The organism is Sphingobacterium sp. CZ-UAM (genome assembly GCF_002000245.1).
Taxonomy (GTDB): Bacteria; Bacteroidota; Bacteroidia; order Sphingobacteriales; family Sphingobacteriaceae; genus Sphingobacterium.
In genome coordinates this window covers 81817-102714 of record NZ_MTCM01000007.1, presented here as the reverse complement: position 1 = coordinate 102714, position 20898 = coordinate 81817, and the positions used below count along the sequence as shown (strand labels likewise).

At 39.7% G+C, this 20898-nt stretch carries 22 protein-coding genes; 16 read left to right on the top strand and 6 right to left on the bottom strand.

From position 1 onward, the window contains the following. Positions 1–69: 69 nt before the first annotated feature. Positions 70–951 (top strand): DUF4097 family beta strand repeat-containing protein, encoded by an 882-nt coding sequence (locus BWD42_RS21115; protein WP_175992113.1) that lies wholly within the window; start codon positions 70–72, stop codon positions 949–951. Between the two features lie 106 nt (positions 952–1057). Here BWD42_RS21115 and BWD42_RS21110 read toward each other — a convergent pair whose 3' ends face one another. From BWD42_RS21110 to BWD42_RS21100, 3 genes are all read right to left on the bottom strand, one after another. Continuing rightward, positions 1058–1759: a class I SAM-dependent methyltransferase gene (locus BWD42_RS21110; RefSeq protein ID WP_077438390.1), complete on the bottom strand. Its 702-nt coding sequence runs from the start codon at positions 1757–1759 to the stop codon at positions 1058–1060. Continuing rightward, positions 1752–2933 (bottom strand): nicotinate phosphoribosyltransferase, encoded by a 1182-nt coding sequence (gene pncB, locus BWD42_RS21105; RefSeq protein WP_077438389.1) that lies wholly within the window; start codon positions 2931–2933, stop codon positions 1752–1754. Before pncB ends, BWD42_RS21110 begins: the two co-directional genes overlap by 8 nt. 307 nt (positions 2934–3240) lie before the next feature. Then, on the bottom strand, positions 3241–4752 hold the full coding sequence (locus BWD42_RS21100) for a DUF6600 domain-containing protein (RefSeq protein ID WP_077438388.1): 1512 nt from the start codon (positions 4750–4752) through the stop codon (positions 3241–3243). Positions 4753–5007: 255 nt separating this feature from the next. Here BWD42_RS21100 and BWD42_RS21095 point away from each other — a divergent pair, with 255 nt between their 5' ends. From BWD42_RS21095 to BWD42_RS21070, 6 genes are all read left to right on the top strand, one after another. Next, the gene (locus tag BWD42_RS21095) at positions 5008–5766 is read left to right on the top strand and encodes an MlaE family ABC transporter permease (protein ID WP_077438387.1); all 759 of its coding nucleotides are present in this window, start codon (positions 5008–5010) and stop codon (positions 5764–5766) included. Positions 5767–5772: 6 nt separating this feature from the next. Then, positions 5773–6546, top strand: coding sequence for an ABC transporter ATP-binding protein (locus BWD42_RS21090; RefSeq protein ID WP_077438386.1), 774 nt, complete (start codon positions 5773–5775; stop codon positions 6544–6546). Between the two features lie 5 nt (positions 6547–6551). Beyond that, a complete protein-coding gene (locus BWD42_RS21085) occupies positions 6552–7556 on the top strand; it encodes an MlaD family protein (protein WP_077438385.1) in 1005 nt (334 codons plus the stop codon). 195 nt (positions 7557–7751) lie between these two features. Next, entirely contained in the window at positions 7752–8453 is a 702-nt protein-coding gene (locus tag BWD42_RS21080; RefSeq protein ID WP_077438384.1) for an RluA family pseudouridine synthase, read from the top strand. 27 nt (positions 8454–8480) lie between these two features. Next, entirely contained in the window at positions 8481–8744 is a 264-nt protein-coding gene (locus BWD42_RS21075; protein ID WP_077438383.1) for a hypothetical protein, read from the top strand. Between the two features lie 6 nt (positions 8745–8750). Further along, entirely contained in the window at positions 8751–9182 is a 432-nt protein-coding gene (locus BWD42_RS21070) for a DUF983 domain-containing protein (protein ID WP_077438382.1), read from the top strand. Between the two features lie 52 nt (positions 9183–9234). Here BWD42_RS21070 and BWD42_RS21065 read toward each other — a convergent pair whose 3' ends face one another. After that, positions 9235–9525 (bottom strand): DUF4286 family protein, encoded by a 291-nt coding sequence (locus BWD42_RS21065; RefSeq protein WP_077438381.1) that lies wholly within the window; start codon positions 9523–9525, stop codon positions 9235–9237. 138 nt (positions 9526–9663) lie between these two features. On the opposite strand from BWD42_RS21065, the gene BWD42_RS21060 reads away from it, so the two are divergent. The 9 genes from BWD42_RS21060 to BWD42_RS21020 all read left to right on the top strand — a co-directional run bounded on the left by BWD42_RS21060 (position 9664) and on the right by BWD42_RS21020 (position 18729). Continuing rightward, positions 9664–11550: an alpha/beta hydrolase family protein gene (locus BWD42_RS21060; RefSeq protein WP_077438380.1), complete on the top strand. Its 1887-nt coding sequence runs from the start codon at positions 9664–9666 to the stop codon at positions 11548–11550. Positions 11551–11559: 9 nt separating this feature from the next. Continuing rightward, positions 11560–13218 (top strand): sensor histidine kinase, encoded by a 1659-nt coding sequence (locus tag BWD42_RS21055; RefSeq protein WP_077438379.1) that lies wholly within the window; start codon positions 11560–11562, stop codon positions 13216–13218. Between the two features lie 101 nt (positions 13219–13319). After that, entirely contained in the window at positions 13320–14018 is a 699-nt protein-coding gene (locus BWD42_RS21050) for a response regulator transcription factor (RefSeq protein ID WP_077438378.1), read from the top strand. A gap of 143 nt (positions 14019–14161) precedes the next feature. Beyond that, entirely contained in the window at positions 14162–14635 is a 474-nt protein-coding gene (greA, locus tag BWD42_RS21045; protein ID WP_077438377.1) for a transcription elongation factor GreA, read from the top strand. Between the two features lie 283 nt (positions 14636–14918). After that, positions 14919–15335 (top strand): HIT family protein, encoded by a 417-nt coding sequence (locus tag BWD42_RS21040; RefSeq protein WP_077438376.1) that lies wholly within the window; start codon positions 14919–14921, stop codon positions 15333–15335. Between the two features lie 139 nt (positions 15336–15474). Further along, positions 15475–16125 carry a DedA family protein gene (locus BWD42_RS21035; protein WP_077438375.1) on the top strand — a complete coding sequence of 217 codons (651 nt, stop codon included), beginning with the start codon at positions 15475–15477 and terminating at the stop codon, positions 16123–16125. A gap of 7 nt (positions 16126–16132) precedes the next feature. Next, the gene (locus tag BWD42_RS21030; RefSeq protein WP_077438374.1) at positions 16133–16675 is read left to right on the top strand and encodes an inorganic diphosphatase; all 543 of its coding nucleotides are present in this window, start codon (positions 16133–16135) and stop codon (positions 16673–16675) included. A gap of 8 nt (positions 16676–16683) precedes the next feature. Then, a complete protein-coding gene (locus BWD42_RS21025) occupies positions 16684–17997 on the top strand; it encodes a hemolysin family protein (protein WP_077438373.1) in 1314 nt (437 codons plus the stop codon). Positions 17998–18015: 18 nt separating this feature from the next. Then, a complete protein-coding gene (locus BWD42_RS21020) occupies positions 18016–18729 on the top strand; it encodes a 16S rRNA (uracil(1498)-N(3))-methyltransferase (protein WP_077438372.1) in 714 nt (237 codons plus the stop codon). A gap of 80 nt (positions 18730–18809) precedes the next feature. Here BWD42_RS21020 and BWD42_RS21015 read toward each other — a convergent pair whose 3' ends face one another. Both BWD42_RS21015 and BWD42_RS21010 read right to left on the bottom strand, forming a co-directional pair. After that, positions 18810–19286 (bottom strand): hypothetical protein, encoded by a 477-nt coding sequence (locus BWD42_RS21015; protein WP_077438371.1) that lies wholly within the window; start codon positions 19284–19286, stop codon positions 18810–18812. A 183-nt stretch (positions 19287–19469) separates the two neighbouring features. Next, entirely contained in the window at positions 19470–20861 is a 1392-nt protein-coding gene (locus tag BWD42_RS21010; RefSeq protein ID WP_077438370.1) for an ABC transporter permease, read from the bottom strand. Positions 20862–20898: the final 37 nt, after the last annotated feature.

The following is a 20898-nucleotide window of genomic DNA, read 5'->3' as shown; positions in this document are numbered from 1 at the left end:
AAAAGAGTTCGGGCTTTGGAGCCCATAAATGCCATTGAAAAAATGGGCAAGGTAATAATAACTATGATAATGATGAAAAAGATAAGATTAATAATGATGGGAGCGGCACTGATCTTTGCCAGTGCAGTACAGGCGCAAATAACGGAAAATGCGGAAGGCGTCGTTCCGCCAAAGGCCCCTAAACCGCCAAGAGCAATGCGAGGTGCAGGTGGAAACAGTGAGAACCGAGTATGGAAAGAAATTAAAATCCCCAACTTAGGCGAAAAGCTCCTGTTGAAATTTGATAACGTCTCTATTGAGGGATATAACGGAAAAGAGGTTGTGATTTCCGCTAAAGTAGAAGAAAAGGAAGAGAATGATCGGGCGAAAGGCTTGCGCGTGGTAAATGGTTCTGGCTTGTCCGACAACTCAGGTATGGGAATGAATATTCAAACTACCTCGGGTGTTACGGAAGTCAGTGTGGTGGGGATGCCATTGGAGGATGTTGTAAATGTTCGGGTTCCTTACAATCTACCGGTTAGCGTAAAAGGTCGTGGCGGTTTCTTTAATGGTAGTGGTATCGAAGTAAAGGATATCCGCGCGGAAGTGGAGATTTCCAGCACGATGGGGGATGTAAAGGTAACCAATGTCACTGGACCGCTCAGTGTAAAAGTCGCTCAAGGTGATGTGATTGCCAAATTTGTGCAGCCAGTCAAAGGACCTATTTCACTCATTGCAGCAATGGGGGCGGTGGACGTGGCCTTCCCAGTAAAATTTGGCGCTAATGTAGATATGAAGACCTCAATGGGAAATATCTATGCTGCTGATGAATTTCAGTTCGAAAACCCTGTCGAAGAACCTAAAAATTCTTACATCATGTCAAATACTGTCAAGGGAAAAATGAACGGTGGTGGCCAGGATGTGATCTTGAAGACTTCTATGGGAGATATCTATATCAGATCCCAAAAATAGGAAGGATCCTGAAATAGACCAACTGGTTTTTAAAATGAAAAACCTTAAATACCCTAGGGGCATTTAAGGTTTTTTTTGTTCTGTCAATTCGATGCGAGAGCTGACATTATCTTTTCTGTTCCATACGAACTAAATATTGATCATGCTCGTCTTCATATAGAATCTGGACAACCCAGCCTAGTTCATGGGCTATTTTTATCAGTTTATCCTGGTCCAAATAAAGCCATTTGAAAGGGTTCCCCTTTTGACCTTTGTACTCGTACTGATACTGGATCTCTCCAAAATAGTGGCTGGGCTTTTTGATGTTATAATCTTTATACAGATAACTGATATCTGAAGAATCAAAAATGAGTTGTCCTTTATCCGTGAGAAGCTCCTTACTATGCTGTAAAAGCATTTTAAAACCCTCAATATCACCAGCTATACCTATACCATTCATGAGAAACAAAAGTGTATCATACTTTTGTCCACTGAATTCATAGAAATCCTGGCAGATGATATGTTGCACACCACGTTGTTGCATAATGTGACAAGCCGTTTGTGAAATCTCCAAAGCATCAACCTCAAATCCCTTTTCTTGTAAATATAGACTATGACCGCCCACACCGGCCCCTACATCCAACACCCGGCCATCACAGAGCGATAATCCAATGAATTCCAGTTCTGGAAAATCGTCAGCATCTCTAAAGAAAACATCCACAGGCATTTCATCTTCATCCCCGTAGCTTGTATGTAGTATTAAAGGGAATTTTTCTTCCTGATGGATAAAGTAATCATCCAGGGCCTCACCATATACGTCTCTATACATTGTCATTATCAATCATTAATACTTTTTTGGCGATATAGATGGAATCTTCGTCACCGGTATGTTTCATGGGTTCGTCCGATAGCTTGATGACCGGAGTCCATTGATCATCTTCCGGAAGTGCATCAGTCATTTTGATTACAATATTCATGGGTTTAAGTCCCACATCATTGGTAAAGTTCGTTCCTACACCAAAAGAGTGTAATATTTTGCCTTCACAATAGTTTGCGATTCTTTCCACTTTTTCATAATCAAGGCCATCGGAAAATATAATTGTCTTTGAAAGTGGGTCTATGCCATTTTTCTTATAGTGTGCGATAACCTTATCGGTAAACTCGAGTGGGTCACCACTGTCGTGGCGTACGCCATCAAATAATTTGGTCAGCTTTTTATCGAATTGCTGGAAGAAAACTTCCGTTGTATAGGTGTCCGATAACGCAATTCCGAGGTCACCCCGATAAACATCAGACCAATGCTCCAGCCCCAAAAGGTTGGCCATCTTGTAGCCATATTTGGCCGCATGAAACATAAACCATTCGTGGGCATGGGTACCGATTGGTTTGGTCTCATATTTCATGGCCAGGTGGACATTACTGGTTCCGATAAAAGTTTTTTCACCATATTGTTTTAGTGTACGGACGACCAAGTCGTGCACTTCGTAAGAGTGACGCCTACGCGTACCAAAATCGGCAATGGTAATATGCAGTTTTTTATATTTTTCAATTTTATCTTTGGCTGTTGCAATAACCTCTTCATCCGATGCACGAATCAGACCCTGCGATTCATAGAAAAGTTCACATATCAGTGACATTAACGGCACCTCCCAAAGAATGGTACGATACCAGTATCCCTCAATAACAACCTCGAGATCAGGGCCGTCCTGCGTGATTTTTATTTCATCGGGATCATAACGGTAGCCTTGCAAAAAATCAAAATAGGTAGGATCAATGTAGGGGCAAGTCCGGGCAAAGAAGGCTTTCTCAGCTTTTGTTAGCCGCAGGTCTGCCATTTCATTTACAGCCTCCTTTAAAAGAATGTCAAACCCCTCCGGAAACTTATGGTGCCCCCGATTGATAAAGTGGTAGCGTGCTTTTGCCTTAGGAAAAAGCTTAACTACCGCATTCTGCATCGTGAATTTGTAAAAGTCGTTATCTAATATAGAGGTGAATGAAGCCATCTTTATTGCGCTGATTTTTGTTTGAAGCCGTAAATTTACTAATTAACATGAAAATGTGCGGATTGTTCATCACAAATAAAACTTTCATCGTTTCATTAGGCCCGAAGTAAGGGTGTTTTATTTGAATTGCTAAAGAAAAGTACACAATCCACTTGGGGCCACAAGGATGGAAGCATCTGTCATTTACTGGAGGGTGAGCCCAGAGCTGCCTATGCAAGATAGCGGGAATAACTGTAATTTATAAGGTCAAAAAAACGGGGGCAGTGATGTGGACTGCCCCCGTTTTTTTATGATGAAATTCGATCTGTTATCGTGTTCTTGATCGTTCTGAACGACTAGATCCTTCGGACGACCGGCTTCTTGAGACCGAAGAACTTCCTTGATTTGAGGAACTCGATCTTTCTATCGAAGGAGCTGAGGACCTTGTTCGGGTGTTCTCGTAACTTCTGTTTTGCACTGGTTGGCTAGGTTGCGCTGCAGGTTGGCTAGCGCGCGTTCTGCCGCTACCAGTATCATAACTTCTGTTTTGCACAGGTCGACTAGGCTGCGATACAGGCTGACTCGAACGTGTCCTTGTATTTCCTGTATCGTAGTTTCCATTTCGTTGCGGCATTGTTGTTGGCTGCCCACCGCGAGATGAATTCATATCAGCAGCATTTCCTTGTCTGGTTCTACCGGTAGAAGTAGGGTTGTTATTATTTGATGGATTCGACTCTCTGCTGGACCGTGTTCTAAAATCGTAATTATTTGAATTAGGTGTTGTCCCTACATTATTTCGATAATTCGAATTATTGTCTCTTGTACGGCCGTTATTTTCACTGGAGCTACGAGTGGATCCGGTATTGGTATTTGCATCATTACGCGATCTTACCGAAGCATTACCGCTATTGTCAATATATAGCTCCCGATTTCCAGATCTCGTATTGATGTTATCCCGATTGGAGATGACACGGTTGTTACGATCGGATATCGAACTATTATTATTGCGTGTACGTGTTGAAGCATCGACTACGTTTGTCGGACGCGCGGATGAACGGGTATTGCGGTCTACACTTGGACGGTACATACTGATCTCGTTGGATCTGCCCCGGTTGCTGCTGCTGCGTGTTGATCCTGGTCTGTCCGCACTAGTGATACGATTGACCGTTACATTTCTTCCTGTATGACGTTCGATGTCAGATCGACGTGGGCCACCTACATAATAATTATTGTTAATGATCGTGGTATTGTTGATCACCGTGGTTCGGTTATAGATGTTGTGGTAATTTCGGCGATTCACATAATAGCGATCCATGTTGCGGTTCATGAAATGATTGACCGAAACAAAGGTCCAGAAGTTCATCGGAATATTGACCGACACATTGATACTCATGCCGGGACCTAGTGGAGCCCAACCATAATAATCGTTGCTCTGGCGCCAATTTACCCATGCTGGTCCCCATTCGTAATCTGGAATCCATCCCCAGCCATAACGATCGTTGTAATTCCATCGGCCATAATGGAAAGGAGCCCAGCCCCAATCGTAATTGGAAACCCAGGTATTACCGTAATCTGTCATGGACCAGTAACCATTAGTTGCATAAGGCTGGAAGTCAGGGCCAGCATCGGGAATCCATACATAGCCATAATTCGGATCATTGACCCATTGTCCATAGGGTGAAAGTTCATCATAGAAGGTCTGAAATGAAATGCCAGAATTATTATAGTTATTATAACCGGCATATCCACCTCTTTGGGCCATCGAAGTTGTGCAACTTGTAAAGGAAGCAACACTGATTAAACCCAGTACCCAATATTTTATGTTTCCTAAATTTTTCATCTTCGTAATATTTTAAGTACGACAAAACTCTATGCTGTTGTCTTTGTTATTATGACAGCATAACGTATTAATGGTTTAATCAGTACATACTAAATCTGATTTTTTTTATATAAAAGTCAAATTGATGATCTTTTTACATAAACGACAATTTTAGATACATATTTTTTATTTACCTTTACCGCTCGAATTGTTACGTGTTTGTTGAGCATATGAGGTGTTTTATGACACATTAATTTGACATAGACATATTTTTAAATGGCTAAAAAACTTCAGACTTTTTTTCTAGAATTCGCAAACATTCATCGTTTTTTATTACGGTTTTGGCGCGAATTAGTAACTCCACCATATGAATTCAAAGAAATTATACGCCAGTGCTATGAAATCGGCTATAAATCTTTGCCTTTGATCAGCTTAACCGGATTTATTGTTGGTTTTGTTTTTACGAAACAATCGCGTCCTTCCTTGGAAGAATTTGGTGCAACCTCCATGTTGCCATCGTTAATTTCAATTGCGATTGTTCGTGCCTTAGCGCCCTTGGTAACTGCTTTGATAGCATCGGGTAAAGTGGGGTCGCAGATTGGGGCTGAATTAAGTTCTATGAATGTGACGGAGCAGATCGATGCAATGGAGGTGTCAGGAACTAATCCTTATAAATATTTGATTGTAAGTAGAATTTTAGCTACAACTATCGGTATTCCTGTGCTATGTTTTTATGTGGCAGGTATTGGCCTTTTGGGTGGTTATTTGAGTATGATGAGTAAAGATGATTTGAGTTTTTTAAGTTTTTTTACACAGGTATTTGAAACAATCGCCTTTAAGGATTTAGGTGCTATGGTATTGCGTGCAGTGATATTTGGCTTTACCATTGGGGCTGTCAGCTGCTATTGTGGGTATTTTTCCTCTAAGGGTACTGAAGGCGTAGGTAAGGCAGCCAATGCCGCCGTAGTTGCTTCGATGTTTCTTGTCTTTATTGAGGAGATAATTATTGTTCAGATTTTGTCGTTCTTTGGATAGAGGTATATGGAAAAGACTAAACTAAATATAGATCATTCTCAATCAGTCATTGAAATCAGAAATGTGAGTAAATCTTTTGGGGATAACCATGTACTTCGGCAGGTTAACCTGGATTTATATAAAGAGGAAAACCTTGTGGTATTGGGACGTTCGGGTACAGGTAAATCCGTATTGATCAAGCTGATTTCGGGATTATTGAAGCCTGACGAAGGTACAATTGATGTATTGGGTGATTCTGTTACCACTTTAAATGATCGTCAGTTGCGTGAATTACGATTGAAAATTGGTTTTTCTTTCCAAAATAGCGCGCTTTATGATAGTATGACGGTTCGTGAGAATCTGGAGTTTCCATTGGTGAGAAATAAACGGAATCTAACACGAGCTGAGATCAATCATGCGGTGGAAGAAGTTTTGGATGGCGTGGGACTATCGCAGGCTATCAACCAAATGCCGTCTGAGCTGTCCGGAGGCCAACGGAAGCGGATTGGTATTGCACGTACCTTAATCCTTAGGCCGGAGATCATGATGTATGATGAACCTACAGCTGGACTGGATCCGATCACTTGCTTAGATATCAATGGATTGATCAATGAGGTTCAGGAGCGGTATAAGACTTCGTCGATTATTATTACACACGATTTGGCCTGTGCAAAAGAAGTGGGTGATCGTATTGTGATGTTATTGGACGGTAAATTTGAAAGACAGGGGTCTTTTGAGGAAATTTTTGATACAGATGACGCACGGGTAAGAGCGTTTTATAATTATAATTTTATTCTATAATATACATGAGTAAGGCAGAAAATAAAAGAGCAATCATAGTTGGCATTTTTGTTTTTTTAGGCGTATTGATTCTTTTGGCCGGGATTTTTATTTTGGGCAGTCAACAGAAGAAATTTACAAAAAACATCGAGATCACGACGTCATTTCCTGATGTTGCAGGATTGAAAGTAGGGAGTAATGTCTGGTTTTCCGGAGTTAAGGTGGGTATTATTAAAAATATTCATTTTAAAAGCGTACAGGATGTCGAAGTTGTTTTGACCATTGAGGAGAAATCCGCAGAATATATCCGTAAGGATGCTGTTACGAAATTGGGTTCTGATGGACTGATCGGTAATAAGATTGTGGTTATTTCAGGAGGGTCTCAGAATGCACCTACGGTGGAAACGGGTGATTTTTTAAGATCAGCGAAAACCGCAGACATGGAGGCCATGATGGAGACATTGCAGGTAAATAATGAGAACCTGGCGAAAATTACAACGGACTTTGTTGAGATATCACGTGGTTTGGCTGATGGTAAAGGTATGGTCGGTGCAATGTTGACTGATACGGCAATGGTGAATACCTTACGTGCGAGTTTACTGTCGATCAGTGCAGCAATGAATAATGCAAATAAAGCGTCTGCCAACTTGGTTACGCTAACAAATTCGCTGAATAGCAATAAAGGGTTGATTCATGATTTGACTACGGATACTGCGATATTTTCGAATTTGCGCCAGTCTGCAGCGCAATTGCAAGGTGTCTCTCAGACTGCAAATGCATTGATCAATAACTTGAATAATGCCTCCAGCCGACTGAATGACAAGGATAATGCGGTAGGGGTTTTATTGAACGATCCTGCCTCAGCAAACCAAATTAAGTCAGCGATCAATAATCTGAATTCAAGTACTGAAAAGTTGGATGAAAATATGGAAGCTTTGCAACATAACTTCTTGTTACGCGGCTTCTTTAAGAAAAAAATGAAAGAGAACGCTAAAAAAGCAGAAGAGCTTAAAGCAGATAGTGCACAGTAAATTTGAGTAAGAAGATATGAAAAGGCTTTACGCTTGCGTAGAGCCTTTTTTTCTGATAGCATATGCCATTAAAGACAAGGACTGTTTGAAATTTAAACAAATCAAACAGGTTTTTATAGGTAGTAATTCATATGGTATTTCAATCCGATTATATTTAAATAACGGATGTTTGAGTAAGCTTTTAGTTTAGAAGAAATGAATAAATCTGAAATTACAGATAAAGAGGTGATTTTTGAAGATAATCACCTGATAGCGATTAATAAAAGAGCAGGCGATATTGTGCAGGTGGACGAAACCGGGGATCTTTCTTTAGAGGACATGGTAAAGAATTACCTGAAAAAGAAGTATAACAAGCCTAATGAAGCGTTTGTGGGGGTTATCCATCGTTTAGATAGGCCAGTGAGTGGTATGATTCTTTTTGCGAAAACAAGTAAAGCTCTCGAACGTATGAATAAGTTCTTCCAGGACCGAACTGTGAAAAAAACTTATTTTGCGATTGTGCGGCAACGCCCGCGTATGGCTGAGGGTAAATTGATCAACTGGTTGATTCGAAATAGACAGACGAGAGTCACCAAAGCTTTTCCCCGGGAGGTAAAGGGCGGTACCTACGCGGAATTGGACTATGCCATCGTGGGTGAATTAAACGGATTCTATTTATTACAGGTTGAACCGTTGACAGGCCGTACACATCAGATTCGGGCGCAACTCGCTGCAATGGGTTGTCCTATTGTTGGCGATAATAAATACGGATATCCAAGAGGAAGTTCCATGGGAAGCATCTGTTTGCACTCGCGGTCATTAGTGTTTACACATCCCATTAAAAAAGAACAGATGGAATTGATAGCCTCATTGCCGCAAGATGGTTTTTGGGACAAATTTGAAGCACTGGCACGCTAATCACTAAATTTTCAGTAACTTTGTACTATGAAATGGTTTAAATATCTACTCGTAATATTTACGCTAAGCTGCTCAACGGTATCTATTTCAAGCGCTCAATGCGCAATGTGTACATTGAATGCTGAAAATTCTACCAAGGAAGGCAATATGCAAGGCCGGGGTTTGAATGATGGGATCTTGTTTCTATTGGTGATTCCCTATTTGGCAGCTGCTGGACTGGGGTATCTATGGTATAAAAAATACCGTAAAAAGAATCCGCCGACTAAAAAATTTATTAACGAGATAAAATAAAATCTGATGCCCACATCTAAATTTCATGCAATGATTCATTCCAAATGCCCTAAATGTCATGTTGGAAATGTATTTGAAGGAAAGGTTTACAGCCTGAGGAAGCAGCAGATGAATGAGGTATGCCCGCACTGTGGTGTTAAATACGAGGTTGAGCCGGGCTATTTCTATGCGGCGATGTATGTCAGTTATGCCCTTTCTGTTGCTGAAATTGTATCCGTCTCGGTTGCTATCGCCATCTTGACCGGAAGTGAGTCCCCTTGGTTCTATTTGGCAGGCCTGGCAATTACCATCTTAATTTTTGCACCCTTTAATTTTAGATATGCCCGCTTGATCTTACTACATTTCTTAACACCGAAAATAAGTTATGATCCACGCTACGAACTAGCGTTGGAAATCGGTGAAAAGGATCAGGAAGCCAGAGCAAATAAGAAGAATTGAGAATAATTTAATTTATAGAAGTATTTAAAAAAATAAAGAGCTATATAGCTCTTTATTTTTTTAAATACTTCATGGTGCTGTCGAAAAGGAAAACTTTATCCTTGTACAGCTCTGAAATGAATTGTTGTAAGGGGATCAAATGTACCTGCTGGAAGTCTGCTATATGTTCCTCTGAGGGTAAAACCACTTGAATACAATAAGTCATCCCTTCATGGGGAGACTGGAGCATTTCCAGAAAATGCACTTGGAACTTTTGGGATTGCACGATATTATCCTGAATCCAGGAAACGATATCACGATGAACCGTTTCTTCTGCTATAACAGATACATTGTATAAAAACATAAACAAAAGTACGGTTTTATAAGCTATTTTTGAATATTACGTTTAATTACTATATCTTGTAAAAATAAGGTTGCATTGACTGCAATTTGCTATTTAATTACAATATTTGGGTTAATTGATAAGGACGCATTTGGGATTATGAGGTTGCAATTTTGGACTGTTTTATTTTTTTGTGCATTGACTATGTTGGGATGTCAACAACATAAGGTTGATCCTATACCCATCAACCAGTTCTTTTCTACACCTGAAAAATCAAATTTTAAGATTTCTCCCAACGGTCGGTTTATTGCCTATATCGGCATGGATAATCATTGTAAGAATATCTATTTGATCGATTTGAAACATCGGGATAGCTCCAAACAATTAACCTATCAGAATGATATCAACGTCAAATCCTTTGCCTGGAATAATGATTCCAAAATTTCTTTTTTAACAGAGCAATCTTCGCAGGATAGTTTGCGTTTGTATGCTGTGGATATAAACACCGAAAAGATCTGGGCATTAATCAAACCTGTGCGTGCACGGTTTAGATGGATTCATTCGATCGCATCGGGTGGGGAGAGTTTTGTGGCGGGTATCAATGATCGGGACTCCTCCTTTTTTGATCTATACCGCATTTATCTGGATGGTAGACCGCGTGAACGAATCCTGCAAAACCCAGGCAATATGAGTTCCTGGATCGCTTCCAATGATGGGCAGATACGTTTGGCTATCGCCAATGATTCCGTACAGCAGTCTGTTCTTTTTCGCCCTTCTGAGCAAGAACCTTTTAAGGAAATCATACGTTGTGACGTAGAAAGTAGTTTTACTCCGCTGGGTTATAAAGATAGTTCAAATCGTATTATCTATGCCTTATCGAACATCGATCGTGATAAATTAGCCTTAGTAAGCTATGATCTGGTCGATGAACGGGAGTTGGGAGAATTGTTTAGCCATAAAGCCGTGGACGTAAGCCCAGGAGGTTATTTCTCGGAACTGAATCGCCTGTTGTTTGTAAATTATACAACTTCAAGGCAAAACAGACATTTCTTCGATGAGCAAACAAAGCAAAAATATAATGAATTGTCCAAGCAAATAGATGGTTTTGAATTCCAGGTACTCAATACTGATGCTTCCGGGGAAAAAGTAATCATTAAAACTTATACCGATGTTAATCCGGGAGGAATTTATTTTTATGATTTTATTACGAAAGAGCTAACCAAGTTAACGGACAATAATTCCGATCTTAAAGATAAAGAATTGTCACCCAACGAGTTTGTTACTTATAAAGCACGGGATGGGGTAGAAATATCTGGATACCTGACCTACCCAGTGCATTCGAATCGAAAAGATCTGCCAATGGTGGTATTGCCACACGATGGCCCTAATGGTCGTGAAGTATGGGGCTTCGATAATGAGGCACAATTTTTGGCAAACAGAGGGTATTTGGTTTTTCAGATGAATTATAGAGGCTCAACAGGATTCGGAAAGAAGTTTTGGACAGCGGGTTTTAAAGAATGGGGCGGAAAAATTCAAGATGACATTACCGATGGGGTGAAGTGGTTGATTAAGGAGGGGATAGCGGATAAGAATCGAATTGCCATTGTTGGAAAAGGATTTGGGGGATATTCAGCTCTTCACGCAGCTTGTTTCAATTCGGATCTTTATAAATGCGCGGTTTCTTATTCGGGATATACGAACCTATTCACCTACTTTCGGGACATCCCACCTTATTTCAAATCTTATGTGCAGAAGATGTATCAGATTGTTGGCAATCCTATCCGGGAAGCGGAATTGTTTAAAAATATTTCACCGGTGTTCCATTCGGATAAAGTAAGGATACCCGTGTTATTGGTTCAGGGCGGAAAGGACCGGTTTAGTTCTGTAACAGATGCAAATCAATTTGTTCAGAAGTTAAAGAACAACAATATTCCTGTACAGTATCTTCTGAAGGAGGATGAAGATAGAACCTTTAAAAAAGATGAGAATGTATTTGGCTATTATAATGAACTGGAGCGGTTTTTGGCAAAATATCTAGCAGACTAGAGACAGCATATGAAAGCAGAAAAATACAGCTACCGAAAAAATTATGGGTTATTGTTGGTGTTTTTTATCGTCATCAGTGGTCTTTATATTTTTGCGCTTTTTCTATCCAGAAATTATACTGAATCTCACATAAAGAATGAATTTACGAACCGTAAATCTGAGATTTTTGATCAGACGCTGATTCCTTTTAACGACTTTTTCCAAAATAGAATCCCTGAAGTTTCTTTTTACCAGGGTTTTCTGGATTCTGTGCAAGCAGGGAAATATGCATACAGTATTTTAAGTTCTTATCCATTTGTACGGGAAATTGGTTTTTTTGATCTGCAATTCAACAATGATCATAATTTGAACTATGGTTTTATCGTTAATAACCTGCGGATCCAACCCAAAACCATTACCTTTTTTTCAATATCGCGATCGGGATTGAATAAAAATACCATTCTTGATCGGGGGCAAATGGCGCTGCATTCCGAGGAAATCAATAACATAGGGGTGAAACTGGCTACTTATATCGATAAGTTGCAGGCGAATGCGAAGCTTTCAGATAAAGATATATTAAAGGTATTTTATACCATCAGGCCAGGGCAGATTACCTATTTAAATATACCAAGGGTTAATGATCTGATTGTTTATAAATCCATTATGGAGGGGAATCTGGATCATACTGTGGGTTATGAACAGGATATGTTCAACTTTCAGATTGACCCCATGTATCTGGAAGTGAAAAACAGTTATGCTAACCTTTACGAAAAAGTAGAGATTGTACCCCTAGTGGGAGCTCCTATTACACCGGAGAATGATGAAATTTCGACAGAAATGCCATTACCGGGAGCTTTGGCGGATTATAAGTTGCTTTTCAGGTCCAGTAAAAGTTTTCTTTCGGAAGAAATAAATCGGAGTTTTTGGCCAGTATTGGGGGGGATTTCATTAATTTATATTATTTTAATAGCGATTCTATATTTAATTTATAGAAATTTAGAAATTAACGGCAGACTTTTTAAATTGCAATATGATTTTATTAATAATCTGACCCACGAATTTAAAACACCTGTTAGCGTGATAAAAATTGCGGGAAATAATATTAAGAGTGCACAGGTCCTTTCTGACGAAGAAAGGAAAATGTACGGTAATATATTGGATCAGGAGGCTGATCGGCTCAATAACTTAATGAATAAATTATTGTCTTTTAGCCAAATTGAGAATAAAACCATTAAATTAAATAAAGAGGAGGTTGATCTGGAGGAGTTTACCGAAAATCTGGTCGCTTCTTCGAGAATAAAATATGCTGATTTTAAAATTAGCACAAAAATTGATGTAAGGACATCAATGCTTGCCGATCCGGTACTGTTGAGCAGTGTGTTTCAGAATATGATAGACAATGCCTATAAGTATTCGAAAGCGGGGCATAAAATCTTGGATATTACAATACAACAAAATAAGAAGAATTTTGTTATCACTTTTAAGGATGAGGGGATTGGGATTGAAAAGGCGGAGTTTAACAATATCTTCAAAAAGTTTTATAGAATAAAAAGTCAATATAATCAGCAAGGAAGTATTGGTTTAGGTTTGGCGTTCTGTAAGGAAATCACCGAGTTTATTGGTGGTGACATTACCGTAAAAAGTCAATTGGGACAGGGCACTACCTTCACGTTGGTATTTCCGGTTTAAAGAATAAATTCAGCTATGAAATATTCGTGTTTAGAAAAAGCAAGACTTGTAAAAATAAACTGGATATTCCATAGGACATTTAAAAGACAAATTATTTACTTATGAATAAAGACATCACTGTTGCTGTTATTGAAGATGATGAGAACTTACGTTTCTTGGTAAAACATCGATTAGAATCTGAAGGCTATCAAGTCATCCAAAGCGGAAATGGGAATGAAGCAGAAAGTTTAATCTTGGAAAAAAGGCCTGATGTGGTCCTTTTAGATTGGATGCTCCCTGGAAAAGAAGGTAACGAGATCTGTGAAGATGTCCGTAAAGCAGGATTTGAGAATATCATTATTATGATGACAGCAAAATCCCAGGATGTGGACAAGATTGAAGCATATAGCTTTGGTGTGACGGACTATATTAGTAAGCCGTTCAATATGGATGTGCTGATTGCAATGATAGATAATAAGGTGAAGTTTTTTCTGCCTAAAAACAGTCCCGAGATCTACAAGTTTGGGCAGACCGAGCATCATCCCAATATCCATTCATTAATACGGGATGGTAAAAAAGTCGAATTAACTATCTTGGAAAACAGGATTTTATTGCATTTTCTCCAAAATTTGGGTCGGGAGATCACACGGGAGGAGCTAATGGAAGTGGTATGGGGGTATAGTTCAAATGTCAATACACGTACGTTGGATATGCATGTTGTCCGTCTGCGGAAAAAAATCGAGACTAATCCTGACAAACCGCATTATTTGCAAACAGTTCGGGGATTGGGGTATAAATTTGTAGACGAAGAGGAGATTTAATGATATTTGCTTGAGAAGAATTTGTTTTGTTGAAAACAATTATTATCTTCGTATAGATTGAAAGCAAGACCATGTTACCCGACGAGGGTAATATGGTCTTGTTTCTTTTTTAAAATGTAGAAAATAAGAAAAAAGATAAAATTATGGCAGAAGTAACTTATTTTACGGAAGAAGGATTGCGTAAGCTGAAAGAAGAATTAGCTTATCTGAAGACGGAAGGAAGATCTAAAATTGCCAATGCTATTGCAGAGGCAAGAGACAAGGGTGATTTGTCTGAAAACGCGGAGTATGATGCTGCTAAAGAGGCCCAGGGACTTCATGAGGCTAAAATAGCTAATCTGGAGAATACTTTGGCGACAGCTCGATTGATAGATGAATCTAAACTGGATACGTCTAAAGTTCTCGCTTTGTCTATTGTCAAGATCAAAAATAAAAAGAATGGAGCTGTGATGACTTATCAATTGGTTGCTGAATCAGAAGCGGACCTTAAGTCGGGCAAAATTTCAGTTAAATCGCCTATAGCTCAGGGATTATTAGGTAAATCTAAAGGTGATACGGCAGAGATCGAAGTACCTGCAGGTAAGATTGAATTTGAAATTGTAGAAATTTCAAGATAATATATGTCGGTTATGTGCGGTACGCCATAACCGCACATCCACAAATTAACTTTATATTAAGAAGGTCGGATTCTAGCAATCGCGACCTTTTTTGTTTATATTTGTTCAGAACATCATATGTATGTTACTTATGATCGTTTTTTATCGAATGTGTTTAGATAGTAAATATTAGACATTAGACTTTTCATATGCCAGCTGATGGCCGCACTGCTAAAGTCTCCATGCTGAATACTACTATCTCAATATTTTATTACAAAAAGAATTTATTCCAATATAGAATAATATGTCAACAATTTTTTCAAAAATCGTTGCTGGAGAGATTCCAGCTTACAAAGTGGCGGAAAGTAATGATTTTCTGGCCTTTTTGGATATCAGCCCTTTGGCAAAAGGTCACGTACTGGTCATCCCAAAAAGAGAAACAGATTACATTTTCGATATCGAAGATGATGAATACATGGCGCTTTGGGTATTTGCGAAAATTGTTGCACAAGGGATAAAAAAGGTAATTCCATGTGTTAAGGTTGGTGTGGCTGTTGTGGGGCTGGAAGTCGCGCATGCACATATCCATCTTGTTCCGATCAATAAAATAAGTGACCTAAATTTTGCTGGACCTAAGTTGAGCCTGGAGGAAGATGAGCTTCATCACATCGCCGAAACAATTCGGGAGTCCATTATCAGCATAACTGCACAGAATCAATAACAAGATTATATTACAATGATTTACCTTCGTTTTTTAGAAGAATACTATATTTGTACTTTGTTGTTTTAAAATTATACACGGATAAAAGTAGGCTTTGATTCTAAAATTCAGAAAACAACATTGATTTTTACTGAAAGTTATGCATGAACTTTTGTTGTCATTTCAACAACTAATGAATCCTGAAGAGCTCTTGAGTTCGGGCGGGTTTTATTTAGTTATTTTAATCGTATTTGCCGAAACAGGTCTGTTTTTTGGTTTTTTTCTGCCCGGCGATTACTTATTATTTCTAGCAGGATTGTTTTGTGCGCTCAATAAGATAGACGTGAGTATTTATACACTTTGTTTGGGCCTATTGGCGGCTGGCATATTGGGCAATTTTACGGGGTATTGGTTTGGTTATCGAGCCGGTCCCATGTTATTTAAGCGAAAAGATAGTATCATCTTTAAGCGAAAATATGTGGTGATGGCAGAAGAATTTTATCATAAATATGGGGGAACCGCGTTAATTATAGGTAGATTTGTCCCAATAGTTCGTACTTTTGCACCTATCTTTGCGGGCGTTGTAAAATTAGATTTCAAAAAATTCGTTTTATTTAACGTCAGTGGAGCTTTAATATGGGTCCTGGTATTGACTCTTTCTGGATATTTCCTAGGGATAGAGTTCCCATGGATTATCCACTATGTTGAATATGTGGTCGTGGGGATGATCGTGATCGCATTTTTGCCTATTGCAATTACTTTGCTCAAAAAGCGAATAAAAGACAAAAGAAACAAACAAAATATACAGTAAAATAAAAATGAGTAAACAAAACCCTTGGCACATGGTTTCTCCAGGTGAGAATGTGCCAAATGCCGTAAACGCTATCATTGAGATTACAAACGGATCCAAAGGAAAGTACGAATTAGACAAAGAAACAGGTTTGTTGCTTTTGGACAGAGTAATGAGTTCATCTGTCGTTTATCCAGCCAATTATGGTTTTATTCCACAGACTTATTGCGACGACAAAGATCCGTTGGATATTTTGGTAATTTGTTCGGTTGATATTTTACCTTTAACATTGGTTGAAGCGCAAGTTATTGGTGTAATGAATATGGTTGATGGTGGCGAGCAAGACGATAAAATTATTGCTGTGGCCAAAAATGATCCGGTATTCAACTACATTAAAGACATTGATCAATTGCCACCACATACCATGAAGGAAATTGTACAATTCTTTGAAAGCTACAAAGCGCTAGAAAAGAAACACGTTATCGTAGAAGGAGTCAAAGGACGTGAGGAAGCACAAAGAATCTTGATTGACGCTATTGAATTGTACAAGAAAGAATTTGTTAACAAATAACCCCAAGCATGGCGCTCGATATTTTTTGGACATTGTTTTTAGTATTAGCCAACGGATTTTTCGTTGCCGCTGAATTTGCTATTGTCAAAGTCCGAGTCTCCCAAATTGAAGTTCAGGCGAAAACAGGTAGCAAAGTTGCTACAATTGCCAAAAGTATAACGGAGCATTTGGATGGTTATTTGGCCGCTACACAATTGGGTATTACACTTTCTTCACTGGCCTTGGGTTGGGTAGGAGAGGCTGTAATGACCCAGATTGTGCAGGGGGCACTAGGTTTCTTTGGTGTTGAATTGACAGGTAAGATCGCTACCAACGCAGGTCATGTGTTGGCATTTACAATCATTACCGTGTTGCACATTGTATTTGGTGAACTGGCTCCTAAGTCAATAGCCATTCAAAAACCTGTTGCCACAACGATGAAGATTGCGGTTCCACTGCAATTTTTCTATTTTATCTTTAGACCCTTTATTTGGATACTGAACGGTTTTGCAAATTTTCTGCTTAAGATTTTAGGGTTCGAAGTGACCAAGGGTGAGTCTGCGCATTCATCTGAAGAACTGCAATACCTTTTGGATAAAGGAAAAGAATCCGGAGCACTGGATATTTCCGAACATGAGTTAATTAAAAACGTCTTCGATTTTAACGAGCGTATCGTAAAGAATATTATGGTACCGAGGACTAAGATTGTCGCTGTTGAAGTCACAGCAGATGCTTCGGAATTGATTGAAACGATGACGGAAGAGGGCTATTCGCGTATTCCGATCTATGAGGATAATATCGATCAGATTGTGGGTATTGTCCATACAAAGGATATTCTTCCTCTTTTGGCAAAAGGTAAAGAGGTGGTCATGAAAAATATCATGCGTAAGCCCTACTTTATTCCTGAAACGAAAAAGATCAATGATCTGATGGCTGAGTTTCAGCAACGTCGTCTTCAACTGGCTATTGTCCTCGACGAATTTGGTGGCACTGCTGGGATGGCGACCTTAGAGGATATCGTGGAGGAGTTGGTCGGAGAGATCCAGGATGAGTACGATGAGGAAACACCTGTTGTCGAACGTATATCTGAAACAGAGTATATGGTGGATGCCGGAGCGAGTATTCATGATGTGAATGAGTTTCTTCCAATAGAGTTGCCCGCAAGCCAGGATTACGATACAATGGCAGGATTGGTCAGCGAAATCTTTGATAAAATTCCTGAAGTAGGGGAGCGGAAAGAAGAATACGGTTATGTATTCACCATTATTCGTAAAGCCCAACAGAATATAGAATTTGTCAAACTGGAATTGGTGGAATCCGCTGATGACGATGTCACCGAATAAGATCATAACGAACAGTACATGCAGTTATTTTTTACTCCCGAATTAAATCCTTCCCTACAAAACTTTATTCTCAGTGAGGAGGAAAGCAAGCATGCTGTCCGTGTGCTTCGTATGAATACAGGAGATCATTTATACTTAATAGATGGCCGTGGTGGCTTGTACGAAGCAGAGATTATAGATCCACATCCCAAACGTACCGTACTTGCCATCTTGGATGTCAAGGAGAAATACCAGCAACCAAATTATCATTTGCATATCGCTGTCGGGCCAACTAAGAACATCGATCGTATCGAGTGGTTTTTGGAGAAAGCCACTGAGATCGGAATTCAGGAGGTTACGCCTATTATCTGTGAGCATTCGGAGCGTAAGGAGGTGAAGTTGGATCGTTTGAATAAGGTCATTGTATCAGCGATGAAGCAGTCTTTAAAAGCGTATTTGCCTCGCCTGAACCCTGCAGTATCGTTTAAACAGTTTTTCAAGGACATACAGTTAGATGGTACCCAAAAAGCTATTGCGCATTGTGTTGATTCCGACAAAAAATATTTGAGCCAACTAATTGAGCCAGGGCAGCATTATATTATTTTGATAGGTCCAGAGGGTGATTTTTCAGCGGAGGAGATAGATTTGGCCCTAGCTGCAGGCTTTCAGCCCATATCGCTTGGAGATGCCCGCTTACGTACGGAAACAGCGGCGTTGGCGGCTTGTCTTGAGGTCTCACTCCTTAATCGATAAATTCAACCTGTTTTTTGGGCGTATCCATGTGAATCTCATCTAAGGATAGGCAAGATTCACAGCGTAACAGGGCGATCTACTTATTTTATGAGTTCAGCATCGACGATCTGAATTTCAGAATTTCCCTTAAGCGGATCTTTTGTAAAAACCATCTTCCCTTTAAGCTTAATAGGATCTTCGGAAAATTTAATTGCTCCCCCCTTTAAGGTTACTTCGACCATCGGTGGAATTCCATTCGAACCACAAAATTGACATTGCATGACAGGCAGTACAGACATCATAAAGTTTTTATGATTGCGTCCACTATGCAATGGAACCATATAACCTGGCAGCTCGACTACTTTGTTTTCCAGTGCTTTGAGTTCTTTTGGATAAAAAGGAGTATAGACTTTTTTTGCGCCGTTATAGGTTACTTTATAGGCCATCTTATCGATGGCATCCCAGGTTTTGTTCATCATGGGGGTATGATCGGGTACATCGGCATTGCTACCGATCTGCGCATGTGCTTGTATGATGCTGAAGAATGTGAAGAGGAGTGCGGTGATAATTTTTTTCATCTGTTTAATTTTTTAGCTGTGATGAAGCTAGCAGATTTATCCGGTGATGAATAAATCATAAGGGTTTCATCTGTTTTAGTATTGAGTATAACGTATTGCGTGCTGAGATTTCGCCGATGCACATCCAGGATTTATCTTGCATACGCTATTCTTATGTTTTTTTACTCCAATTAACCATTCGTCCTATTTGTTTGATAAAGTACCAGCTATACTTGTCCTGTACGCTTTCACAGCAGGAATCAGCGCTGCGAGGACGCCAATGAGACAAGCGATAAGCAAAAATACCAATTCTTTTGGATGTAGCCTAAAAGCTTCGATAAAGTCAGCGCTCTGGCTCGTTTGGTTACTGATATAGTATAATGCCAGATGTGCCAATAACAGTCCCACCAATCCACCGACAATCGTTATAGTCAAACCTTCCAATAGAACAATGTTGAATAATTTTCTTTTGGACGCACCAAGTGTACGCATAATGGCCAGATCATACTTACGTTGTTTCAGCGCGTTGTAGAGATTGATAAATACACTCAGCCCGGCAATGAGCATGATGATGTAGGCCAGGATAGCTAAAGAATCTATTCCCACGCCTAAGAGTGAAAACAGACGTGTACTTTCCATCGCCGGAGAGGCGGCTTGCATATCTGTTTGTTGGTCGATCATTTTAGGCAATATGCCGATAGCGGCTGGTGACTGATATTTTATCAAGATAGCCGTTATTTCCAGACCGTTTTGTTTCACCATATCTGCTCCAATAGATTTGACAAATACACCTTCCTCCTCGTGGTCGTGATCTGCGTGATCGTGCTGTTCTTTTTCTTCAACTAACGCCTTAGCCGAAGAATTTTCCTCGAGGTCTTCGCCATGGTGATGTTGGTGTGCTTTGACTGTTTCTTCGCGGTCTTCTTCTCGTTCACGTTGTTCTCTTTGCGCTGCTGTTTCCTGTTCGGCATGATGATGGGCAATACCATGAACATCCCAAACGCTCTCGAGATTGGTCAAAATAAGGTTGTCGGTTACGTTATTATTTTGCTTTAAAATGCCCACAATCGTAAAAGGGTGCTCGTCATGGCTATGGCCATCTTTGCTTAGGCCATGTGAGCTGTTGATCTGATCACCAATTTTCAAATGCTGTTTTTTAGCAACCTGCTCACCGATAAGGACTTCAAAGTCTTTTTGCCAGATACGGCCCTCATGGATTTTAGTATCGTAAATCGCCAGAAAGGAAGAATCTGTCCCCACAATCCGATGCCCTTTAAAGTTATCGCCCAGAGATAGGGGTACGGCCAATTGGACAAGCGGATTCTGGCGTAAGGGTTCGAGCTCATCTAGGGGTATATTTCCTGTTGGATTGTCGATATGGTATACACTGGATAAGATCAATTGGAGCGGACTACCTTTGGCACCGACAACAAGGTCAATATTCTTACTATTATTGTCGAGCTGCTTTTCAAATGTTTCACCTGTGATGGAAAGCACTGCCAGAATGGAAATCCCAAAAGCTGTCAGTAAAATACTCAGAAAGACAGAACCAAATTGTCTACTTAAATTTTTCCAAACCAACTGTATCGTGTTCATAACAAATTTTAAATCTAAGAGGGTGATGAATAAGAGG

Coding starts and splice junctions, on each gene's coding strand:
- BWD42_RS21030 (WP_077438374.1), top strand. CDS start 16,133: ATGAGTAAACAAAACCCTTGGCACATGGTTTCTCCAGGTGAGAATGTG.
- greA (WP_077438377.1), top strand. CDS start 14,162: ATGGCAGAAGTAACTTATTTTACGGAAGAAGGATTGCGTAAGCTGAAA.
- BWD42_RS21060 (WP_077438380.1), top strand. CDS start 9,664: ATGAGGTTGCAATTTTGGACTGTTTTATTTTTTTGTGCATTGACTATG.
- BWD42_RS21020 (WP_077438372.1), top strand. CDS start 18,016: ATGCAGTTATTTTTTACTCCCGAATTAAATCCTTCCCTACAAAACTTT.
- BWD42_RS21100 (WP_077438388.1), bottom strand. CDS start 4,752: ATGAAAAATTTAGGAAACATAAAATATTGGGTACTGGGTTTAATCAGT.
- BWD42_RS21110 (WP_077438390.1), bottom strand. CDS start 1,759: ATGTATAGAGACGTATATGGTGAGGCCCTGGATGATTACTTTATCCAT.
- pncB (WP_077438389.1), bottom strand. CDS start 2,933: ATGGCTTCATTCACCTCTATATTAGATAACGACTTTTACAAATTCACG.
- BWD42_RS21090 (WP_077438386.1), top strand. CDS start 5,773: ATGGAAAAGACTAAACTAAATATAGATCATTCTCAATCAGTCATTGAA.
- BWD42_RS21025 (WP_077438373.1), top strand. CDS start 16,684: ATGGCGCTCGATATTTTTTGGACATTGTTTTTAGTATTAGCCAACGGA.
- BWD42_RS21095 (WP_077438387.1), top strand. CDS start 5,008: ATGGCTAAAAAACTTCAGACTTTTTTTCTAGAATTCGCAAACATTCAT.
- BWD42_RS21080 (WP_077438384.1), top strand. CDS start 7,752: ATGAATAAATCTGAAATTACAGATAAAGAGGTGATTTTTGAAGATAAT.
- BWD42_RS21115 (WP_175992113.1), top strand. CDS start 70: ATGATGAAAAAGATAAGATTAATAATGATGGGAGCGGCACTGATCTTT.
- BWD42_RS21015 (WP_077438371.1), bottom strand. CDS start 19,286: ATGAAAAAAATTATCACCGCACTCCTCTTCACATTCTTCAGCATCATA.
- BWD42_RS21055 (WP_077438379.1), top strand. CDS start 11,560: ATGAAAGCAGAAAAATACAGCTACCGAAAAAATTATGGGTTATTGTTG.
- BWD42_RS21070 (WP_077438382.1), top strand. CDS start 8,751: ATGCCCACATCTAAATTTCATGCAATGATTCATTCCAAATGCCCTAAA.
- BWD42_RS21075 (WP_077438383.1), top strand. CDS start 8,481: ATGAAATGGTTTAAATATCTACTCGTAATATTTACGCTAAGCTGCTCA.
- BWD42_RS21085 (WP_077438385.1), top strand. CDS start 6,552: ATGAGTAAGGCAGAAAATAAAAGAGCAATCATAGTTGGCATTTTTGTT.
- BWD42_RS21040 (WP_077438376.1), top strand. CDS start 14,919: ATGTCAACAATTTTTTCAAAAATCGTTGCTGGAGAGATTCCAGCTTAC.
- BWD42_RS21035 (WP_077438375.1), top strand. CDS start 15,475: ATGCATGAACTTTTGTTGTCATTTCAACAACTAATGAATCCTGAAGAG.
- BWD42_RS21065 (WP_077438381.1), bottom strand. CDS start 9,525: ATGTTTTTATACAATGTATCTGTTATAGCAGAAGAAACGGTTCATCGT.
- BWD42_RS21050 (WP_077438378.1), top strand. CDS start 13,320: ATGAATAAAGACATCACTGTTGCTGTTATTGAAGATGATGAGAACTTA.
- BWD42_RS21010 (WP_077438370.1), bottom strand. CDS start 20,861: ATGAACACGATACAGTTGGTTTGGAAAAATTTAAGTAGACAATTTGGT.